The following is a 21,232-nucleotide window of genomic DNA, read 5'->3' as shown; positions in this document are numbered from 1 at the left end:
GTCATGGCGGAACTGGCCCCGGTCCTTGCCTCGGCTTCATTCATAGGTGGCCCTGCCGTGGCGGGGTTTGAGGCAGCCTATGCGGCCTTTGTGGGGGTCCGGCACTGTGTGGGGGTGGCGAACGGGACAGACGCTGTGGAACTGGCCCTGCGGGCCGGCGGCGTTCGGCCTGGCGGGGAGGTCATACTTCCGGCAAACACGTTCATCGCTACGGCGGAGGCCGTGAGCCGAATCGGGGCTGTACCGGTGCCCGTTGACGTGGATCCGACCTATCTGCTGATTTCTCCGGAACGTGTTTCCGCCGCCGTCACGTCCCGCACCCAAGCCATAGTTCCCGTGCACCTTTTTGGACAGACAGCCTTTGTTGAGCAACTGATTCCGATCGCCGAGTCCTGCGGCGCTGTCATCATCGAGGACGCCGCCCAGGCGCAGGGCGCCACGCGCTTGGGCCGCTCTGCCGGGACCTGGGGGCGGGCTGCCGGGACGAGTTTCTATCCAGGGAAAAATTTGGGTGCCGCCGGCGACGCGGGCGGGGTTTTGACGGACGATCCCGCCGTTGCCGCCCGGGTGCGGATGTTGGGCGCCCATGGAAGTCTCGAGAAGTACCGGCACGACGCCGTCGGAATGAATTCGCGGCTCGACACTGTCCAAGCCGTGGTTCTCAAAGCAAAGCTGGCGCGGTTGCAGGGATGGAATCTTCGACGCCGCGCGGCTGCCGAGCGCTACTCTGCCCTGCTTGAAGACTTACCGGATGTCGTAGTGCCGCGCGAGGCGCCGGGGAACTCTGATGTGTGGCACCTGTATGTGGTGCGCGTGCCGGAACGTGATGCGGTGCTCGGTGCCCTTCACGAGGCGGGGGTCCAGGCCGGAGTTCACTACCCGGTGCCAGTGCACCTGAGCAGGGCTTACGCGTCCGACGGCTGGGCCCCGGGCTCATTCCCTGTTGCCGAACAAGCCGCGGAACAAATCCTCTCACTGCCGATCTTCCCTCATATCACCGCCGGCCAGCAGGAGCGTGTAGTTGAGGCGTTGCGCGCCGCGCTGGAGGCACCGTGACGAGTACCGCTACGCGTCCGGGCGCTTCCAGCGCCTTCGGCTGGAGTGTCCTCAATACAGTCCTTTCCCGCCTGGGGACATTAGGGATTGGAATCCTCCTGGCACGGCTGCTGGGGCCAGAATCATTCGGCACCTTTGCGGTGGCGCTCGTGGCACTGATGGCAGTGCTGAGCTTTAACGAACTTGGTGTTTCGCTGGCGATCGTCAGATGGCCCGGCGATCCGGCCAGGATCGTTCCCACAGTCAATACCATCTCGGTGGCGGGGAGCGCCCTGTTCTGCGGCCTCGCTGTCCTGGCGGCACCGGTATTCACCGGCGCGATGGGGGATCCGGAAGCCACAGACGTCATCCGAGTGCTGATCATCAGCGTATTCATCAACGGAGTAGTGGCCTCGCCGGCGGCCCTGCTGCAGCGTGATTTCCAGGAAAAGAAGAGGCTGGGCATCGATCAGGTCAACGTCTGGGTGGGCGCGGTTCTGTCGCTCGTTCTGGCGCTCACCGGCATGGGAGCCATGGCATTGGCCTTGGGAAGGGTGGCCGGCAGCCTGATCTCCGCGGCCATGTTCCTCAAGGCTTCGCCGCTGCCGTACCGATTCCGGTTGGATCCCGCGCTGGTTGGCCCCCTGCTTCGTTTCGGGCTGCCGCTGGCAGGGACGAGCATCATCTTCTTCGCGCTTGGCTACAGCGACCAAATGCTCGGAGGCGCACTCCTGGGAAGTACGGCCTTGGGGTTCTATGTGTTGGCTTTCAATTTGTCGAACTGGCCTGCCAGCATTCTTGCGCAGCCGCTGCGCCGCGTCGCACCTGCCGCATTCTCATCGCTCCAAACCGACCAAACCCGAATGCATGGCGCTTTAGCAGCCATGGTTCTGGTACTTTGTTGTGCCGCCCTGCCACTCATGCTGTTCCTTGCGGGCAATGCTCTACCCCTGATCGCGCTGGTATACGGTTCTGACTGGCTGCCCGCGGCAGCCGCACTCTCCTGGTTGATGATTGCCGCTGTGTCCAAGATGTTCTGCGACCTCGCCTACGACTTCCTCGTCGTGCTCGGTAAGTCCGGGACCGTGTTCTCCATCCAGGCGTGCAGCATTGCAGTACTCATCCCCGCCCTCACCGGCGGTGCCTTGTTGTTCGGCCTCCCCGGACTGGCCGCCGCGCAGGCTTTGGTGTCCTTTGGGCTGATCCTGCCCTGCTATGCGTGGCAACTGCAGAGGGCCGGGGTGGAGATCCATCACCTTACCTCCCGCTGTGGGCTGCCGTTGTGCCTGGGGTTGGCAACAGGAGTGCTTTCCTGGTTCATCGCAGTCAATCACCCGGAAGGATTGGTCTCGACAGTATCCGGAGGATTAGTTGCCGGGGCCGTCATACTGGGTCTCCTGTACCACCACCGCAGTGCACTCCGGCTTCTGCGGACGGTTGGCCACACACCGGTTGGGGATGAAATCCCATGAAGATTCTCGTATTCCCTCACGAGTTGGGCATCGGTGGCAGCCAGATCAACGCCATTGAGCTGGCCGCGGCCGTGCAGCGCCTCGGACATGAAGTTATGCTCTTTGGCCGGCAGGGGGCACTACTTGATCGAATCCATGAGTTGGGGCTTGAGTTCATCGAGGCCCCTCGCCCTTCCCATCGACCCACGCCGGGGATTGTCCGAGCACTCCGGCAGATCGTTGCGGAGCGAAAAGTCGACGTATTGCACGGTTACGAGTGGCCGCCGACCCTCGAGTGCGCAATGGCAGCACGGCAATCGTCGGCTGTGGCGGTGTCCACCGTCATGTCCATGGCGGTTGCGCCATTCATACCCAAGCAGTTGCCGTTAATGGTGGGAACGGCAAACATCCTCGCCGCCGAGCGCCACTTTGGCAGGACCAGGGCAACGCTTCTGGAGCCGCCCGTGGACCTCGAGGAAAACAATCCAAGGATCGACGTCGGAGCAGCCCATTTCCGTCAGCAGTGGGGACTGGAGCCCAGGTCTTTCGTAGTGGTTGTTGTCACCCGCCTCGCAATGGAGCTGAAGCTGGAAGGGCTGATGTCCGCCATCGCGGCCACGCGGAACATTGGCGCCGAAGTGCCCGTCCAACTTGTCATAGTTGGTGACGGTGCCGCCCGTGAAAGCGTGGCTTCCGCAGCAGCGGCAACCAACGCCGCGTTGGGGCGCAGGTCGGTGGTCCTTACGGGCCAACTCGGTGACCCCCGTCCCGCGTACGGGGCCGCAGATCTCGTGTTGGGGATGGGCAGTTCCGCACTGCGCGCACTCGCTTTCGCAAAACCACTCATCGTCCAGGGCGAACAGGGCTTTTGGAAGCTACTGACCCCCGAAACCCTTCCCCTGTTCCTTCAGCAGGGATGGTTCGGGATGGGCAGCGGTTCCACGGCCGGGGCAGAAAAACTGGCGGGCATGCTGCGCGAGCTTTATGGAGATCCTGTACGCAGGTGCACGCTGGGTGCCTTCGGCCTGCAAACAGTGTCCCAACGGTTTTCCCTTTCCCGGGCAGCACTCTTGCAGGAGGACCTCTATTACGACGCCCTGGAGCATCCGCAGACATCGACAATGAAGGATGATCTGGCCGCGGGTGGCAGGTTTTTTGCCTACCACCTGGCCCGCCGCAGCCGCCGGTTGTTCGGTGCGGTCGCTGTGGATGACTTCAACTCCCGCCCGGCTGCCCCCGCCGTTAGGACATCCGGCTGGGGCAGCAGTCATCGGAAGGAACCGCGATGAAACCGACTCGAAGCATCCTGATAGTCGTGCCCGGAACCCGGTGGGAAAACATCAATGGCACGGATCACCACATGGCGACGGCACTCGCCAGGCGCATCCCTGTCCTGTGGGTTGATCCACCTCTGCCACTCCAGCATGGATTCAGAAATGGACGCCTGGAGGGGCTGAATGAACTCTCCGCCGTTGCCGCCGGCATCACCCGGCTTCGTTCCCTGTCAGTGCCCGGCTTCACCCGTCCGCTGGTGGCATCTCTGGCCAATCGGCTGCTGGGCAGGGCGATCAGGGGTGCCATGCAGAAGTTGGAATCGGAACCTTTGGCCACCATCGTTTCATCGCCAACGGCCAGTTTCCCGGTCGGGTTGACGGGCCTGCGGGTCCTATACGTGACCGACGACTGGCTTTCTGGAGCATCCCTGATGGGACTGAACGCCACGATGGTGGAGAAACAACTGACCGGAAATATCATTGCTGCCGACATTGCCGCGGCCGTGTCCCCGTCACTGGCAGCGGAAATAGACAGACGGAAGCAAACTGCGCTGCCACAGTCAATTGTGCTTCCAAACGGCTGCGTGCCAGCGCTTTCCCAGGTGAGCTCAACTGGCAGGACATCCGCCGCCGCACTCGTTGGCCAACTGAATGAACGCCTTGACCTGGATCTTCTGGAGGCCGTCAGGGATGCGGGGGTACGCCTTCTAGTGATAGGTCCACGGACGGAGCGGGACCCGGAAACCCGGAAACGGCTGGACCTGCTCCTTGAGGATGAACGGGTCACCTGGCTTGGAAGGCTTCCCTTTGCAGAAGTGCAGGGCCACCTTGCCACAGCTTCCGTAGGCCTGACGCCTTACAAGGACGACCCATTCAACAGGGCCAGCTTTCCACTCAAGACTTTGGATTATCTTGCAGTCGGGCTTCCCGTGGTTGCTACAGACTTGCCAGCTGTTCACTGGCTCGGCACTGACCTGGTGACAGTAGGCCACGGGCGGAAGCAATTCGTCCGCGAAGTGCAGCGGGCCCTGGAAATGGAGCCGGACACAACGGCCGAACAACGCCGACGGGAGTTCGCCCAGCGTCATTCCTGGCAGGAACGGGCTGACCAACTGCTCAACATCATCACGGAACGGATGGACCAACGTGCGCAAATTTCCGCCTGACCGGCTCATCGCGGCGATGGCCGTAGTCATCCTCGCCCTCAGCGGTTGCACCGCAGGGGCCTCACCTGCAGGGCCGGCGTTGGACCTGGAGCGGATTCCGTGGGAGGGCGGATCCGACTATTGGAAGTCGTTCGCCAAGGCCGATGCCGCCGGCTGGGACGATCCATCATTTTTTCCAATCGCCATCTGGTACAACGGCGTCAGTAATGACGATGAAGTCCGCTTCGATAAAGACCATGGAATCAACACCTACATGGGAATGGCCGAAACTACCCCGTACTCACTTTTTGAAAAAAATGATGTGTATTGGGTAGGCGGAAAACTCAACGAAACTTTCACTCCTGATCGCAGGAACTGGGTAGGCGCATTCCTGGACGATGAAGTGGATGGCCGGTTCACGCCGGAAGCGGGACGAAAACACCTCCAAGAGTTGGCCGAGGACGTACCACGAGAGTATTTCAAGTACGCAAATTTCACCCAAATGGTTGTAAGCCACTACATGAAGAGCCCCGATGCCCAAGCGTTCGTCAATAACTATGCGGATGCCGTCTCCGTGGACATGTATTGGTACACAATCCCGTACTGCAGCCTGAAGCCGTACGTGAACGCGCACCTCGCCCCGGTCAAGGAGGAGACCTGCCGCACGGCTTCAAGTTACGGAAAGATTATGGAGGCCCTCCGCATCCAGGACGCTGCCGACGGTGAGTTGCAGCCGTTGTGGCAGTTCGTTGAAAACCTGAATGGCGGGCCGGGTGAAGGGCCCTTCGTAGACCACATCTCACCGGCCCAACTCAAGGGAGCCGTGATGAATTCAATCATCAATGAGGCCCGCGGAATCGTGTACTTCAACCAAAGCCTTTCCGGGCCGTGTGGCGGCGGAAGCGTCCTCAGGCTCTCGCAGGTAACCCCGGACTATTGCGGGTCGGAACAGATGGCGGCAATGAAGGAAGTCAACCGGCAGATCCGGGAATTGGCTCCGGTAGTGAACACCCAGTCGTATAGATACTCCTTCGGTACCGGACTTGAAACCATGCTCAAGACACACGCTGGCGACGCCTACATTTTTGCCATGGCTGAGGACTCTGCAGGGCCCACTGACAGGACTTTCACGCTGCCTCCCGGTGTCCGCGCAAATTCGGTGGAGGTTTTATTTGAAGACCGCTCGCTGCCTGTAACCGCTGATGGGCGCTTTTCCGACTCATTCGCGGCCGAATTTACCTATCACATCTACAAGGTGAAGCTATGAACGACTCCATCAACCACATTTTCCTTACGCGGTTCAACCTTCCGTCGGGTGGAGCCGAAAGCATCATTCGCGCCAAAGAGGGCTGGCTGAGGAACCGTGTGCAGCTGTTCGAAACATATTGCCTTCCTTCAGTACGTGCTCAGTCCAACCGAAATTTCCACTGGATTATCTACCTCGATCCGCAAAGCCCCGAGTGGCTCAAGGAGCGAATGCTGCAGCTGAACCGGCCGGCCATTTTCACCCCCATCTACCGGCCGCAGGTCACAAGCAGCCAACGGTTCCAGGACCTGAAAGCGGTCAGCGGGGCAACCGGGAACGTACTCATCACCACGAACCTGGATAACGACGACGGGCTGGCAACTGATTTCGTGGAGCGTCTGCAATCCGTGCAGATCCTTGGGGGGCGCGCCGCGCTCTACTTCATCAATGGCCTCATCCGCCAAGGATCCACCCTGTACGCACATCATGATCCTTCCAATGCATTCTGCTCAGTCCGGGAAGACTGGCAATCCCCGCTCACTTGCTGGGCTGACTGGCACAACCGGTTAGGGCTGAGCATGCCGGTTTTCGAGATTGGCGGAAGTCCCACATGGCTTCAGGTGGTGCATGGCACCAATGTCAGCAACCGGATACGCGGCAGGCTCGTGTCCGCGGGCCCCTACCTCGGAACCTATGGCTCCCTGCTGGACGGTGTGGAAGACCCTGGGTACAAGGCCCTCCTCCGGGAGCGGCTCCTCCAAAAGCCCTACAGGCTAACGCGGGAAGGCGGAAGGTACATCGTCAAGAAAGCGGTCATGAAAACCCTTGGCAAAGAGGGACTTGATCGCCTGAACGCGGCCCGGAAAGCACGGACCACAACCCTGGTTCAATAGCGAAGGAGCGAGCAATGTTTCTACGGGACCTGTATGCAAGCATCAGGCGGCGTTGGTATCTGGTAGTCGCCGGGATGCTGGTGACGGCCGTCGCCATTGTCCTTGCCTATCGTGAGGTCCCGGTGAAATACGAAGCCACGGGCAGCGTTGCGCTGATCCCGCCTGCCACCGCGGTTATTTCAGGTGACAATCCGTTCCTATACATGGGCGGACTGGAGCAAGCCCTGGGGGTTCTAACAGTCAAACTGAACTCCCCGGAAGTTCAGCGTCCCATTTTGGCAAAGTACCAGGGGGTTGAGTTCAGCACCGCGCGGGACTCCTCCACCAATGGGCCCATCGTCCTCATCACCGTCACTGGTTCCACCGCGGAAGCCACCCTTGGCACTCTGAGGGACGTGATCGGTTCCGTTCCTGAGAACCTGACCAGCCTGCAGGATGCGCTTGAACTGAAGCCTGAGGCCAGGATGACCTCGATGCCGTTGGCTATTGATGACGAGGTAGAAATCAACGACGGCACCAGGACCAGGCTGCTGCTTGCCCTGGCTGCGCTCGGAGGGGCCGGTTCCCTGCTGGCAACTGGCCAGCTGGACAAGGTCCTTATTCGCCGGCGGGGTACGAGGGCAAACGGGAAGGTACAGGCAAGAAGGGCTACGGGGAAACCCGCCAATGGTTCCGATGATCGCTTCTGGGATGCGGTGGACGAATTGAAGGCACCCGCCACAGCACACGACCGCAATCGGGAGACCCTCCATGCGCAACGGCGCTGATCGGGGGAGTGGCCTCATTGCCATCCCGGCGCTGGGCCGGCCGGCACCAGCATGCGGTGATGTTGAGCGGACCGGTTGGGACGCCGTGAACGTGCTTATGGTCTACTTTCTGGTCCTGCTGATCATTCCTTCCAATCGGACGTTCGCGGCGCTGGGCGGTGCGGGCGCCCCTGCAGCCCTCTTTGCCCTGCTTTTCCTCCCGTGGTGGGGTTGGTACCACGTACAGCGGAACACGCGGTTTGTCAGTACTCTGCAGCCGGTGCGGGTCGCAATGTTTGTTCTGTTGGGCTGCATCCTGGCGAGCTATGCAGTGGGAGCATCTCGGGCCCTTACGGAGTCGGAAGCCAACGCCCTGAATCTCGGGCTGATGCGCATGGCCGCGTTCGCAAGCGTTCTCTTCCTGGCAGTTGACGGCATCCCCGGCAAGGAACGGCTGATCAGCCTCATGCGCCTGTGTTGTCTGCTGGGCGGCCTCTACGCGGGCTTGGGGATTCTCCAGTTTATGACCGGCCATTCCTTCGTGGCGAACGTGGCGATTCCGGGTCTCTCAGTGAGCGATTTTGGTGCATTGCAGGACCGGGGCGGCTTCAGCAGGCCTTCCGCAACAGCACGGAATCCGCTGGAGTACGCCTTCGTGCTGTCCATGGTGTTCCCCATTTCCATCTGCCTCGCCCTGCATGACCTCTCCCGGACTGCATTGCAACGGTGGTTTCCGGTTTGTGCGATAGCGATCGCCAGTTCCCTTTCGGTGTCACGGTCAGCCATCATCGGCCTTGTGGTAGGCGTAATGGTCCTGTTCCCGTTCTGGAGCCGGGGTGTCCGGCGGAGGGCAGGTGTGGCCGCCATGGGGCTGCTGATCCTGGTGTGGGCCCTCGTACCTGGAATGGTGGGAACCCTGATGGGGTTGTTTGGCGGAGAAGACGCCAGCTTGAAATCGCGCACAGAAAGCTACGACATTGTTCCTGCCTTTTGGAACATGAGCCCTGTTCTGGGACGTGGCCTGGGCACCTTCCTCCCTGAGTACCGCATCCTCGACAACCAGTATCTGGTAACCCTTCTGGACACGGGAACACTCGGCCTGCTGGCCTTCATCGCACTCCTCGCCGCCAGTTTTGGCGCCGCCCTGGCAGGCCGCAGAGGTTACCAGGAGCCGCTCTTCAAGCATCTTGGTCCCGGACTCGCTGCCAGTGTTGCTGCCGGCGCCTCCCTGACTGGCTTCTTCGATGCGTTCTCCTTTCCCCAGGCAGCTGGCACGCTTTTCCTCCTGATGGGTGTTTGCGGCGCCTATTGGCGCCTGCGCGACGTAGCGAGAAGACGAAAGCATGCATAGGCCGGCTGTGCGTCAGCGTAGCGGCTGGGTCCTGTTGCGCCGTTGGCCGGTGGTGCTCGCTGTACTCGCCCTGATGATGCCTGTGATCCTGAACGTTGCCCAGGCGAAAGGGGTTTATTGGACCCGGGTAAACGTCGTATTCCTTCCGCCTCCGGGGGCAGCAGCTGGAAACCCATTGCGCTCGGACTCGCAGGATATTGTCCAGTTTGCAGCGGTGATTCAGCGCCTCGCCTTCAAGGAGAGCAGTGTTCCTCCCCTGGAAACGAACGGTGCAAGTCTGTACGCGACGGGAATCCGCAACGGCTATTCTGCGTATCTGCCCAACTCTGGAACCCAGTGGGAGCCATCATTTGCCCGTGCCGTCGTGACCATCGAGGTTGTCGCCGAGGATCCTGCCTCGGTTAGCCGGGTAGCAGAGGAACTGGCAGCATCGCTTGACCTTGCGACGCAAAAACAACAGGACGCAATGGGTGTTGTCCGCACTGCCCACATCACGACGGAGCTCTCACCGTCCGTGCCGGATGTCAGCTATCACCCGGCAAGGCCTGCCCATGCGGTGGCGGCACTGTCAGTGCTGGTCTTGGGACTGGCGGCGGCGGGGGCGTTCCTTGCAGACATGCTGATGGTTGCCATCCGCCGGAAATAGTCTGTTGCACGAAAATAGTCACCCGAGGTTGGACTAGCAAGCCGGGCCCTGCCGGCTGCTGTTATCCCGCTCCCAGCCGGCCATGGATGCCTGTCCTGAAGCGGCCGCGCGGCCTCGAAGGGCGAAGAAGGCGTAGACGGCTGCATCCAGCGCAGACACCGGCCCCCTGACCGTGTGCAGTAGCTCGGCGAGACGAACAGCCCTGCGCTCCGGCGTGTGCTGCTCCGCGTTGCCGCGGTACGTGCGCCTGAGAATGGCCGCCAGATCTTTAACTGAACGAGGTGTCCTGACAAGCACAGGGGTAGTGTGGACGATGGCCTTTTCGTCCACTTCGAACAGGGAATCCACGAAAAGGTCATCCGCGGTGAGCCGTGGAAATGCGGGGAAACGGGCATGACCTTTCTGGCTCAACCCATAGACGCCGGCCCCCCACAAGTGCGCACGCTGTGAGGGCATGCGGAAACGCGCGCGGAAGTAGGCCCGCACAATCCAGTCCGCGGACCGGCTGTCGTAGGTGAAATCGGGCCGTGCTGCCAGGACATCACCTTTGGCCAGAACGGAGAACACAGTGCTCAAAGAGCCCGGATGAAGCTCAATGTCCGCGTCCAGGTAAAGCCGCGGCCACAAGCGTGCCACCCTGTCGGCCTCATTCAAAGCGGCGGTCTTGGATGCTACGGAAATTTCCACCACCCGTACGCCTGGAAAGCTGCGCGCCACCCCTGCTGTGTTGTCAGTACAGGCGTTGCATACCACCACAATCTCCACCCGGCCTGCCGCCGCGTAAGGGGCCAGCGGGGCCAGCGTCCGGCCCAGCACGGCTTCTTCATTATGCGCGGGGATGAGGACCGCTCCTGAGGGCATGAGTGAAGGATCCAATGAGGCATCCGGATGCGGGAGGTCACCCCAGGATGACTCACGTGCAACAGTGGACAGCAGCCCCCCACCGTTTGAAAGCGGTGCCCGGAGCAGCGCGCTGAGGACGACCGCACCGTGAAACATCGCCGCATACGTCGCGGGCCGGAATTTGCGGACATAGCGGACCCGATTGGCTGCCATCAGTGCGTCAAGGGACGAGGACCTGCCGGAAGCGCCGCCGGTGTGGTGCATCCGCGCCAAAGGCTCGAACCAAACGGTGGCACCGGTACTCCTTACCCGCCTTAGGAAATCCGTTTCCTCCGAGTAGAGGAAGTAGCGTTCATCCCAGTCGCCCACAGCCGCTGCCACAGCCGGGTGGATCAGGAGGGCAGCGCCGGTGGCCCAGTCGACAGGGTGGGGTTGTCTGTAGCTTTCCGCCGAAAAGTCGATTTCGGACAGCCACGCCGGCCGTTCGGCCAACCTGCTGCCCAGCAGAGCATCTCCAACAGCCCGGGAGAAGCTGGGCTCGCGTCGAAGGGACGGGTAGACGCTGCCATCGTCGTCCAAAAGGAGGGGAACAACGACGCCGGCAGAAGACACCCGCATTCGTTCCAGAAGTTTCGAAATGGAACCGCGGATGACCCTTATATCGGGGTTGAGGACCAGGTAAGCACCAGCCGATCCAGCTCGCTTCATGGCCAGGTTAATGCCCGCCGCGTAGCCCAGATTGCCGCCTGTACGAAACACATCGATGTTGCCATGCCGGGCAAGCGCGTCCACCGTGGCCGTAGTTGGAGAATTGTCGGCGACAACAACCTTGATACTCTGCTCGGCAGTCTCCGCCTGCAGCCCGTCGAGGAGACGGGGGATCGTTTCTTCGCTTTCGTAAGTCACGATCAGGACGGCAACATCTGCCGGCTCATGAACCGGAGTAAAAGATGTGGCCACATTTCCTGGGGGCTGCACCATAACGGCGTCCTCGTCGCAACTGTGGGGTGGGGAAGCGGTGACGGACTGTCCCGCACTGGAAGCCGGTCCCGTTCCGCTATGGCGCTGCAACTGCAGGTACGCCCTGGGACCGTCCACAAGGTAGCGTGAGGCCAACCTACGAGGCTCGAGGGCCAGCCGCCAGGCCCACTCCATTCCGGCATTCCGGACGGCCTCAGGTGCCCGCTGGATCACGCCAGCCAGAAAGTCCACCGTCGCTCCGAAAGCCAATAGAACCTTGGCTCCCGTTAGCTGCCCGAACTCTTTGATCCACAGCTCCTGGCGGGGTTTTCCAAGGCAAACGAAAAGGACATCCACACCGGCCGCCGCTACCTCCGCGGCCAGGCGGCGCGATATGTCTGGGCTTGTGAGATCCGACCTCTCCGGCGCCCAGCAACCTCCCACATGGAGTTGTGGAAAGTCCTTTGCCAGCCGCTGCCCGGCTCTAAGATGGGTCTCTGGTCGGCCACCCAGGAAACCCACGCGCAGCCCCGCGTCCGCAGCTGCTTCCAACAGCGGCCACGTCAAATCGCTTCCTGCAAGCCTGGGCCACGGGCGATGGGTGATCTTCTGCGCCCGGGCAACCAGCGGAGCGCCATCCAACAGGGTCAGCCATTCAATGTTCTCGCTTGCTTCCAAACGTCCTGCCCACCGGCCGCCGTGGCCGAAATGCTTAATATGGTCGAGATTTGCTGAAGCAACCGCCAGTGGAGTGCTCCCAGCCGACATGGCTCTTTGCATGATCAGGGCCAGGGCGTCGTCCTGGGTCAGAAGGTCCACAGTGCTGCCGCCCAGGATTGCGGATGCCTGCTCCTTCCCGGATGTCGGTGACAACACGTTGGTATCCGGCGCGGGACTCGAACGCGGCCTGACGTAGCGTGGAAGCCCAACGCCGCGCAGCTTGGTAGTCCGGCGGGGAAGAACTCCAGGTGCAGACGACATTTTGGCTCCATGGTCGCGGCGCTGCAGACGTTGGCCGGAGCCGGGGTCTGCACTCCCCGTTCCTGCCAGATGCCGGAGGCGGCACCCTGCCTGAAGCGTCAGTCAGTTGTCAGCGGCGCTCCGGGCGGCAAGGCTGTCAGGCCTCTCCAACGCATGCGGACCGGAACCATGGACCGCATGCCCCAAAGGCATCCGTGTTTCACAACCGTAGGGCCCCCAATGAGGGCCTGCCAGAAGCAGCAAGGGAATTTGCGGGTATCCGCACCAAGACTGTGGTGCGGAGCAGCAAGCTACGAAGCAGTCCGGAAAAACAGCTCCGTCACTGCCGCCAGCCGCAGCGGGTCCTCCACGCCGCACAGTTCACGTGCCGAGTGCATGGAGAGCAGCGGCACGCCCACGTCCACGGTACGGATTCCCAGCCGGGTAGCGGTCAGGGGGCCGATGGTGGAGCCACACGGAATCGCGTTGTTGGACACGAACTCCTGGTAGGGCACGCCCGCTTCAGCGCAGAGCCGTGCCCACAACGCGGCACCCTGCGCGTCAGTGGCGTAGCGCTGGTTCGCGTTGATCTTCAGCAGTGGGCCGCCGTTAAGCACCGGATGGTTGGCGGGGTCGTGCCGCTCGGCATAGTTGGGGTGGACTGCGTGGCCGGCATCAGCAGAAACACAGAACGACGCCGACATCGCCTGCCGCCGCTGGCTCGCCGAGGCACCGAGGCCGTCCGAGACACGTACCAGGACGTCTTCAAGGATGGGTCCGCAGGCACCGGAGCGGGAGTTGGAGCCGATCTCCTCGTGATCGAACGCGGCAAGGACGGCAATCGGCGCATCCGAAGCAGCCCCACCGGAGGTGTGCGCGATCAGCGCCGCAAGCCCCGCGTGCGTGGACGAAAGGTTGTCCAGCCGCCCGGACGCGAAGAACTCCTTTTTGCCCCCGAAAACCGCAGGGGCCTGCGTGTCTGCAATGATGACGTCGTACCCGCCAATCCGCGCAGGATCCACGGAAGAGTCAGGCACAGACGAGGCCAAAACCTCCAGCAGGTCAAAATCCGCAGGATTTCCCAGCCCCCATACCGGGTTCATGTGCCGCTGCTTGTCCAGGGTGAGCCCGTCATTGACAGCACGGTCCAGGTGGATCGCCAGCTGCGGGAACCGGAGCAGGGGACCCGTGGCTGTGAGGTGCTCGGTGCCGTCCAGCATCACCAGCCGGCCGGCCAGCTGCAGCTCCCGGTCCAGCCAGGAGTTCAGGAGCGGCCCGCCGTACACCTCCACGCCGGCCTGGAGCCAGCCGTGCGCACCGGTTGTGGGCTTCGGCTTGAGCTTGAAGGACGGTGAATCCGTGTGTGCACCCAGGATGTTGAACCCAGTGGTGGGTCCGGCGCCCCCGGGAACAACCCACGCGATCAGCGCGCCGTCCCGAATGATGAAGAACGAGCCGGTTCCGCCCTCCCACGGCTCCTGCTCGTCCAGCCGCGTGAACCCGGCGTCCTCCAGCCGCCTGCCCGCTTCGTGTGCCGCGTGGAAGCTCGACGGCGATGCGCTGACATAGGCGCCAAGGTCCTGGATGTGGTCTGCGGCGGAGGAATCGAAAGGCATGGTCTCGAGTCTAGATGGTCACGTTAAGCCCCGCCGTGTACCCCTGCCCCACCGATCCGGTCATCCTGGCGAGCTGGGAAATGCCGCCGTCGTCGCCGAAAACGCTGTCCGACTGCAACGTGGTCCGGGGTCCGCCCGCTGGACACATAGCAGGCAGTGGCATAGACCTCCCTGCAGGCTGCGTCGGTCACGCACGGTTCAGCGAGGGCGTTCCTGTGTGCAAACTGTGAGTGGACCGGTGCGCTCCGCGCCTCAGTAGTCCGGGTTGCTGGGAACCACCAGTCCCGTCTCGTAGGCGTACACCACAGCCTGGACCCTGTCACGAAGATGCAGCTTGGTCAGGATCCGGCGCACGTGCGTCTTCACGGTGGCCTCGGAGAGGAAATAGCGGTGGGCGATCTCCGCGTTGGACAGCCCCTCGGCCATCGCCTCAAGCATTTCCGTTTCGCGCGGCGTCAGCTCGGCCAGCAGGGGATCGGGTGCCGGAGCGGCGGGCGCCGGGCGGACGGCGCCCCGGACATAGGTTTCGAGCAGCCGCTGCGTGATCCGGGGAGCCACCACGGCGTCGCCGCTGGCCACTACCCTGACAGCGTGGATCAGGTCCGACGGCGCAGCGTCCTTAAGCAGGAAGGCGGACGCACCCGCCTGCAGCCCGGCGAAGGCGTACTCGTCCACGTCAAACGTGGTGAGGATGATGATCCGGGCGCAGGAACCGGACGCGGTGATGGCCCGGGTTGCCTCAATGCCGTCCAGGACCGGCATCCGCACGTCCATAAGTACGACGTCGGGCTGCAGTTCCTTGACCAGCTTCACGGCCTCCGCGCCGTCTGACGCTTCGCCTGCGATCTGCAGGTCATCCTCACCCTCCAGGATCAGCCGGAACCCCATGCGCAACAGGGGCTGGTCATCCACCAGCAGGACGGTGATGGGCGCGTTGTCAGTCATGGCTTGCCTTGCAGTTCGTACGGATAGGGACTTGCTTCGGTACTCTCGTCTCCTGGCCAGGACAGCACTGCGTGAACCCGCCAGCCCCTTCCACTCCGGCCGGCCTCCACCGTACCGGCGTAGATACGGGCACGTTCCGCCATCCCCGCCAGCCCCTGGCCTGTGCCGTAGGAGCCGCTGTGGGCGCCACCTCCGTCATCCGCCGGCTGCCCCGGAAGTCCCGCGCCGTCGTCGAGCACTTCTATGGTGACCGTATCGCCGGACCGGACAATGCTGACGTCCACGCGTCCCAGCGACCGCCCGTAACGGAGCACGTTGGTGAGCGATTCCTGCACGATCCGGTACACGGTGAGCTGGAAGGCGGGATCGTCCGGCAGTGCGGGGCCGCTGTGCGAATAGTGCAGCGGCAGCCCGGCCGTCCTGAATCCTTCCAGCAGTTTCGCCAGGCTGTCACCGGTGGCAAGCGGCAGCCGGGGTGCGGCGGCCTCCGCCTCATCCCGGAGGACGCCCAGGACCCGCCGCATGTCGGCAAGGGCGGTCCGGCCCGTCCGGGACAGTTCGCCCAGCACCTCGCCGGCCCGCTCGGGGCTTTTCCGGACGACGACGGCGGCACCGTCAGAGAGGCTGACCATGACGGTGAGCGAGTGGGCAACTACGTCGTGCATTTCCCGCGCGATCCGGTTGCGTTCGTTAACGGAGGCAAGGCGCGCGGTGCGCGCGGCCCACGCCGCGACCTCCTGTTCGTGTTCCCGCCGCTGTTTGACGCCTATGCCGATGCCGGTGGCAATGACGTTTGAAAGCGCAATGGTAGCGCCAGTGGCGATGCTGGTCAGCAGGTGGAAATCCCCGGGGTTGGCCCCCGGGTCATGGACGAACGAGTTCTCCATGGGCCCCACGGCAGCCAGCAGGTACAGGAGGGCGAGCGGAGCAGTGGCCACGGCCATGGTGATCAATGCAAAGCGGCGGGTGTGCACCACAGCCACGGCATACAACGAAAACCACAGCCCGGCGGACGCGTTGGAGCCCCACGGGTGCAGCAGGGTGACGGCCACTTCCACCACGGCCACGAACGCCACCAGCCCCACGGGGTGGGATCGCCGCAGGAACATTGCCACCGCCACCGCCACCAGCAGTGCTGCCGCGAGCCAGGTGCCGGATAGTACGGCGTCAACCACTGTCGGTGCCACCAGCAGCGCGTAACTCAACGCCACCACGGCGTCCATGACGCGCGGGTGCTGGTGCAGGTAACGCCGGATGAGCCCCCGGCGCCGGGCCGTGAGCTCGGCGAAGGACGCGTCAGCCCCGGATGCCGCGTCCTTCGCTGGTCCCGCTTGGCTCATGTTTGCAGGCAGGTCAGACGTCGCGTTTCTTTAGCACGATCAGGGCCGGCACCAGGAACAGCAGCACATAGCCCAGGAAGATCAGGCCGCCCTGCCACGGATCAATGACACCGTCCGTGTGGCCAATCGAGAGGAACCGTCCGCCGGCGTCACTGGGAATGTACTGCGGGACATACTTCCAGAACTCGCCCGGGATGAGCGTCAGGAAGCTCGCCGCGATGGACAGCACGAAGAAGATGCCCACCAGGACCGTGATCCCGCCCGCCGAATTGCGCAGCAGCGTTCCCAGCGACAGGCCGATCAGGGCCACCCCGGCAACATAGAGGCCGCCAGTGAAGATGCTGTAGAGCACGCCGTCCGTGGACCAGTCCAGATCGAAGCCGATGCCCTGGAAGACCGGCATGGCGATCAGGAAGGTGGCCACCCCGGCGATGGTGGTGATGACGTAGGAGATCACGGCCAGGATGATCGCCTTTGCCACGAACGCCGGCGTCCGGCGCGGAACCGCGTTCATGGTGGACCGGATCATTCCGGTGGCGTATTCGGACGCCATGAACAGGACCGCCAGCGAGCCGAGGACCAGGATACCGATCTGCAGGCCCGCGTTGGGCAGGTTGTAAAGCTCGAACCCGGAGCCCGGCGGGAAGCTCTGTTCCATCATTTCAGGGGTCAGGGTCTGCCCCTGCTCCCCGGCATTGCGGATCATCTCATCCAGGTAGGTGTAGCGGATCAGGACGGCCAGTGCGCCCACACCCACGATCGCCGCCAGGGTGAGAAGCAGCAGGACGCGGGTAGACATCAGGGACCAGAGTTTGATCCATTCGGACCGCAGCACGCCGCCGAAGGTGACGCCGCGGGTGCCTGCGGAGGAAGGGGCAGGCTTGGCAGGGGTTGCTGTCTGGGTGCTCATCGTCCTTACTTTCCTGCCGTCGCCGGGGCTGCCACTGCAGGTCCGCCGGTCAGGTGCGAGTGGTATTCAACTTCGTCCTTGGTGAGGTCGAAGTACGCGTCCTCCAGGGAAGACATTTGCGGCGTTAGCTCGTAGACCAAGACACCGTTGCTCAGTGCAACCCGGGCTATTTCACGGGGGTCGAGTCCCGTCACAGTCAGGGTTTCCGGTTCGCTTTGGTCCACGGTGACGCCATCGCCCGCCAGCAGGGAGGACAGTTGCGGGGCGGAGTCAGTGCGGACCAGCGTCCTGGCCTGGCGTGTGCCGGCGATGATCTCCTTGACCGGTGCGTCGGCGATGATGCGGCCGCGGCCAATAACAATCAGGTGGTCCGCGGTCTGGGCCATTTCGCTCATGAGGTGGGAGGAGAGAAAGATGGTCTTGCCCTGGTTGGCAAGGTACCGGACCAGGTTGCGAACCCAGAGGACACCTTCCGGGTCCAGGCCGTTGACCGGTTCGTCCAGGATGAGTGTCTGCGGATCGCCCAGCAGGGCGGCTGCGATGCCCAGGCGCTGGCCCATCCCAAGGGAGAAGCCGCCGGCCTTCTTGCGCGCCACAGCTTCCAGGCCCGTCATCTCGATGACCTCGTGCACCCGCTTTTTGGGGATGCTGTGCGTGGTGGCCATGGCCAGCAGGTGGTTGTAGGCGCTGCGGCCCGTGTGCACGGCCTTGGCGTCCAGCAGAGCGCCCACCTCGTGCAGCGGCGCCTTATGGTCCGCGTACGGCAGGCCGTTCACCGTGACGGATCCCGAGGTCGGGCGGTCAAGTCCCATGATCATGCGCATGGTGGTCGACTTGCCGGCGCCGTTCGGTCCCAGGAATCCGGTGACCTGCCCTGCCCTGACGGTGAAACTGACCCCGGCCACGGCGGTTTTTCCGCCATAGACCTTGGCCAGGTCGTGTGCCTCAATCATGAAATATTCCTTCGGACGGCAGCGCGGGGCTGCGGATGGGTTCAGCTCAGTGGTGTCACCCTTACGCTACCGACGCTGCAGCCCCTTTTCGCCTCTCTCAGGGATGATTCAGGGGCGAACCAGGGTAGTCCCCTTGGATGACCGTTGGCTTGGCCCGGGCCGGCGTTCAGGCGCGGGGGGAGTAGTAGGCCAGGGCCCTGGGAACCACCCTGTATTCGACGCTGCGTACCCCGGCCAGCGCCTCGCCGTCGACGGCCAGCGCCATCGGTGCTCCGCCCGCGTCAATGCGCACCTCCGTGGCCTCCCTCAGGTGCGTGATCCGGGAACTCGCCACCGTCCCTGTGAGCACGGACCACAGAAGCCGCAACCTTGCGAAGGACTCGTCCGCCGTAATCAACCGGATGTCCAACAACCCGTCATCCATGACAGGGCGGAGCAGGGGTGCGTGATCGCGGGGGTAGTACCGGCCGCGGCCCACGTACGCGATCCAGACCCGGTGCGGCACGCCGTCAACGGTAAGCGTGACGGGGGTCCCCGTGGCGAAGGTCCGGAACATGGCAAACACCCCGGCCAGTGGCTTCCCCAATGCCTGCTGCAACTGCTCCCGCCGCCGCACCAGGTCCGGGTACAGGCCGACGCTGGACGTGTTCAGCATGATCAGCTCCGCCACCGCAGGTTTTCCGGCCAGCCCCCGCTCGACACGGACAAGGCCGATGTCCGCCAGCGCAGCCTCCCCCTTCGACGCGGCGGCAACGGCCTCCTTGAGGCTGCCTATTCCGGCATCACGGGCAAAGTGGTTAAGCGTCCCGCCGGGCAGGACCAACAGGGGGATGGAACGCTCGACGGCGGCCGCGGCAGCTGCCCCGATCGTTCCGTCGCCGCCCCACGCACCGAGGGCACGGGTCCCCGGCCTCTCGGCCGCGGCTTGGATTGCCGCCACGAGGTCATCCTCCGGCTGCACGGTTCTTATATGCGCCTTCGGGAATACGGATTGGAGCGCCGCCGCCGTCTCTTCGCGGAAGGAACCTCCCAGCGTGTTCACGACGATGCTGAGGCCTTCCCCATCTGGTAGCTGGGGTGCCGAAGTCCAGGTTCTCGCGGTCCGCGGGAAAGCCGGACGCACCGGCCACCAGTGACGGGTGACCAGCGCCGCGCCGGCACCCAACGCAGAGCCGAACAGAACGTCCGACGGCCAGTGGGCACCCGTATGCACCCGGGAATAAGCAACCCCCAGTGCTGCCGGCGCCAAGGCAGCGCCCAATGCAGGGCGCACCAGACCCACTCCGACAGCAAAGGCCACAGCTGATGCGGAATGGCCCGATGGCATCGATGAACTGGTGGGTTGCGGATGCACGAACCGGAAGACGGGAAGGTGCTCGGGCAGCGGGCGGGTCCGGGGGAGCAGGGTCTTGAAGACACCATTTGTCACTGCGGACGCGACAGCCTGGGCTAGCAGCCCGTGGAGAGCCGCCCTCCGGGTCCTGCCAGGAACTGCTGCCATGACTGCTGCGACTGCCATCCAGAGCTTCCCGTGGTTGGCCGAGGCGGAGAGGCGGCGAAAGAAATCGTCGTGGTTACCACCCGGCAGGCTTGATACATGCCGAACAAGGTATTTATCAAGCCGTCCGATCCACCGGTGGCTTCGCCGCCATGAGCTCCGCATGCCCCCACCCTACCGCCAGCAGGGCCCGCAGCCGCCTGCTGCGGCTACTTGTCCTCCTGCTTAACCGGCAGGGGTTTCGCGGCCCCTGCGAGCAGGAGAGCCACCACGATGGGCGCCATGATGGCCAGCAGAGCCAGATGGATGCCGGTGAGGTCACCGAGGTATCCGAGCAGGGGCGGCCCTGCAAGGAATGAGATATAGCCAAGAGTGGAGACGACCGACACCCTGGCCGCGGCGTGCTGCGGGTCATCGGCAGCTGCGGACATGCCCATCGGGAAGGCCAGCGCGGCCCCCACGCCCCAAAGTGCGGCACCAACCGCGGCGAGCCAGACATTTCCTGCAAGGACGAACAGTCCGAGACCCGCTGCTGCGGCTGCCATGCTGGCCCGCAGGACGGCCACCTGGCCATACTTGTCGATCACGCGGCCGCCAAGGAAGCGCATTGCCGTCATGGCAAGGACGAAGAGGGCAAACATCAGGGCCCCGGTGGACTCGGAAGTGCCAAGCCCGTCTACTGAAGCTTTGGCGATCCAGTCGTTGCCGGCTCCTTCGGTGAGGGTCGCGCCGAGCACCACCACGCCAATGAGCAGTGTCCTGCTGTCCCGCCAGGCTGAAGGGCCCTTTGCCTGCTTTGCCTCGCCTTCCGCGGTGGCGGCAAGGATGTGCGGCAGGAAGTAGCGGGGCGCGATCATCGTGACCAGAACCACGATGCCCACGATCACCAGAAGGTGCAGGGGCAGCTCCACACCCAGGTTCGAGAGGCCTGCGCCGATGAGCGCACCCACGAAGGCACCGCCACTGAATGCCGCATGGAACTGCGGCATGATGGTGCGCCGGAGCCGGTGTTCCACGTCGGCGCCTTCGATGTTCTGGGCCACATCCCACAGGCCAATGGCAATCCCGAAGAAGAACAGGGAGATGGCCGTTCCCGGAATCGATTCAAGGGAGAGGGACAGGGCAATACCGGCCCCTGCCGCGGCCGCCAGCAACCCGCCGAAACGGACGGTGTTGGCCGTCCCGATGCGGCCAACCACCAGCCCGGCGGTAGGCAGCGCCAGCAGCGAACCGACGGCGGTGCAGAGCAGCAGCGTGCCCATTTGCCCCGACGTGATGTTCAAGGTCTCGGTGACGGCTGGAATCCGGGCCGCCCAACTGGCAAAGACCAGGCCGTTGATTCCGAAGACCACGAACGTGGCCACGGCGGCTGCCTTCAGTCCGGATTCCCGGACAGTTCCGGTGTTTATGCTCATACGTT

17 protein-coding genes and 2 pseudogenes are annotated in these 21,232 nt (G+C 63.4%); 9 read left to right on the top strand and 10 right to left on the bottom strand.

Annotated features, from left to right (window positions below):
- Positions 1–3 precede the first annotated feature (3 nt).
- From AC5RUU_RS05385 to AC5RUU_RS05345, 9 genes are read left to right on the top strand one after another with little or no spacing between them, the layout of a single operon-like run.
- On the top strand, positions 4–1,056 hold the full coding sequence (locus AC5RUU_RS05385; RefSeq protein WP_493974329.1) for a DegT/DnrJ/EryC1/StrS family aminotransferase: 1,053 nt from the start codon (positions 4–6) through the stop codon (positions 1,054–1,056).
- Positions 1,053–2,507 carry an oligosaccharide flippase family protein gene (locus AC5RUU_RS05380; RefSeq protein ID WP_493974178.1) on the top strand — a complete coding sequence of 485 codons (1,455 nt, stop codon included), beginning with the start codon at positions 1,053–1,055 and terminating at the stop codon, positions 2,505–2,507. The genes AC5RUU_RS05385 and AC5RUU_RS05380 overlap by 4 nt, the downstream gene beginning before the upstream one ends.
- Positions 2,504–3,775: a glycosyltransferase family 4 protein gene (locus AC5RUU_RS05375; protein WP_493974177.1), complete on the top strand. Its 1,272-nt coding sequence runs from the start codon at positions 2,504–2,506 to the stop codon at positions 3,773–3,775. Before AC5RUU_RS05380 ends, AC5RUU_RS05375 begins: the two co-directional genes overlap by 4 nt.
- Positions 3,772–4,926, top strand: coding sequence for a glycosyltransferase (locus tag AC5RUU_RS05370; protein ID WP_493974176.1), 1,155 nt, complete (start codon positions 3,772–3,774; stop codon positions 4,924–4,926). The genes AC5RUU_RS05375 and AC5RUU_RS05370 overlap by 4 nt, the downstream gene beginning before the upstream one ends.
- Positions 4,907–6,172: a hypothetical protein gene (locus tag AC5RUU_RS05365; protein WP_493974175.1), complete on the top strand. Its 1,266-nt coding sequence runs from the start codon at positions 4,907–4,909 to the stop codon at positions 6,170–6,172. The genes AC5RUU_RS05370 and AC5RUU_RS05365 overlap by 20 nt, the downstream gene beginning before the upstream one ends.
- Positions 6,169–7,044, top strand: coding sequence for a glycosyltransferase (locus AC5RUU_RS05360; protein WP_493974174.1), 876 nt, complete (start codon positions 6,169–6,171; stop codon positions 7,042–7,044). Before AC5RUU_RS05365 ends, AC5RUU_RS05360 begins: the two co-directional genes overlap by 4 nt.
- A gap of 14 nt (positions 7,045–7,058) precedes the next feature.
- Entirely contained in the window at positions 7,059–7,811 is a 753-nt protein-coding gene (locus AC5RUU_RS05355; RefSeq protein ID WP_493974173.1) for a YveK family protein, read from the top strand.
- Positions 7,795–9,141 (top strand): O-antigen ligase family protein, encoded by a 1,347-nt coding sequence (locus AC5RUU_RS05350; RefSeq protein ID WP_493974172.1) that lies wholly within the window; start codon positions 7,795–7,797, stop codon positions 9,139–9,141. Before AC5RUU_RS05355 ends, AC5RUU_RS05350 begins: the two co-directional genes overlap by 17 nt.
- Before the next feature lie 7 nt (positions 9,142–9,148).
- On the top strand, positions 9,149–9,787 hold the full coding sequence (locus AC5RUU_RS05345) for a hypothetical protein (RefSeq protein WP_493974171.1): 639 nt from the start codon (positions 9,149–9,151) through the stop codon (positions 9,785–9,787).
- Positions 9,788–9,820: 33 nt separating this feature from the next.
- On the opposite strand, the gene AC5RUU_RS05340 is transcribed toward AC5RUU_RS05345, so the two are convergent.
- The 10 genes and pseudogenes from AC5RUU_RS05340 to AC5RUU_RS05295 form a co-directional block, all read right to left on the bottom strand.
- Positions 9,821–11,611 (bottom strand): glycosyltransferase family 2 protein, encoded by a 1,791-nt coding sequence (locus AC5RUU_RS05340; RefSeq protein WP_493974328.1) that lies wholly within the window; start codon positions 11,609–11,611, stop codon positions 9,821–9,823.
- 93 nt (positions 11,612–11,704) lie between these two features.
- A pseudogene (locus AC5RUU_RS05335) lies at positions 11,705–12,571 on the bottom strand (WecB/TagA/CpsF family glycosyltransferase); the annotation flags it as partial.
- A 290-nt stretch (positions 12,572–12,861) separates the two neighbouring features.
- Entirely contained in the window at positions 12,862–14,166 is a 1,305-nt protein-coding gene (locus tag AC5RUU_RS05330; RefSeq protein ID WP_493974170.1) for a M18 family aminopeptidase, read from the bottom strand.
- Positions 14,167–14,176: 10 nt separating this feature from the next.
- Positions 14,177–14,354, bottom strand: a pseudogene (locus tag AC5RUU_RS05325) (3,4-dioxygenase subunit beta); the annotation flags it as partial.
- Between the two features lie 64 nt (positions 14,355–14,418).
- Complete coding sequence (locus AC5RUU_RS05320) at positions 14,419–15,111, bottom strand: response regulator (RefSeq protein WP_493974169.1); 693 nt, start codon at positions 15,109–15,111, stop codon at positions 14,419–14,421.
- On the bottom strand, positions 15,108–16,451 hold the full coding sequence (locus AC5RUU_RS05315; RefSeq protein ID WP_493974168.1) for a sensor histidine kinase: 1,344 nt from the start codon (positions 16,449–16,451) through the stop codon (positions 15,108–15,110). Before AC5RUU_RS05315 ends, AC5RUU_RS05320 begins: the two co-directional genes overlap by 4 nt.
- Before the next feature lie 13 nt (positions 16,452–16,464).
- Entirely contained in the window at positions 16,465–17,361 is an 897-nt protein-coding gene (locus tag AC5RUU_RS05310) for an ABC transporter permease (protein WP_493974167.1), read from the bottom strand.
- Positions 17,362–17,366: 5 nt separating this feature from the next.
- Positions 17,367–18,314: an ABC transporter ATP-binding protein gene (locus AC5RUU_RS05305; RefSeq protein WP_493974166.1), complete on the bottom strand. Its 948-nt coding sequence runs from the start codon at positions 18,312–18,314 to the stop codon at positions 17,367–17,369.
- 166 nt (positions 18,315–18,480) lie between these two features.
- Positions 18,481–19,977: a bifunctional phosphatase PAP2/diacylglycerol kinase family protein gene (locus AC5RUU_RS05300; RefSeq protein ID WP_493974165.1), complete on the bottom strand. Its 1,497-nt coding sequence runs from the start codon at positions 19,975–19,977 to the stop codon at positions 18,481–18,483.
- 44 nt (positions 19,978–20,021) lie between these two features.
- Positions 20,022–21,227: an MFS transporter gene (locus tag AC5RUU_RS05295; RefSeq protein WP_493974164.1), complete on the bottom strand. Its 1,206-nt coding sequence runs from the start codon at positions 21,225–21,227 to the stop codon at positions 20,022–20,024.
- Positions 21,228–21,232 lie beyond the last annotated feature (5 nt).

Source organism: Arthrobacter sp. K4-10C (genome assembly GCF_059090085.1).
Note: the sequence above shows the minus strand (reverse complement) of the source record. Positions and strands in the feature narration are given on the sequence as shown.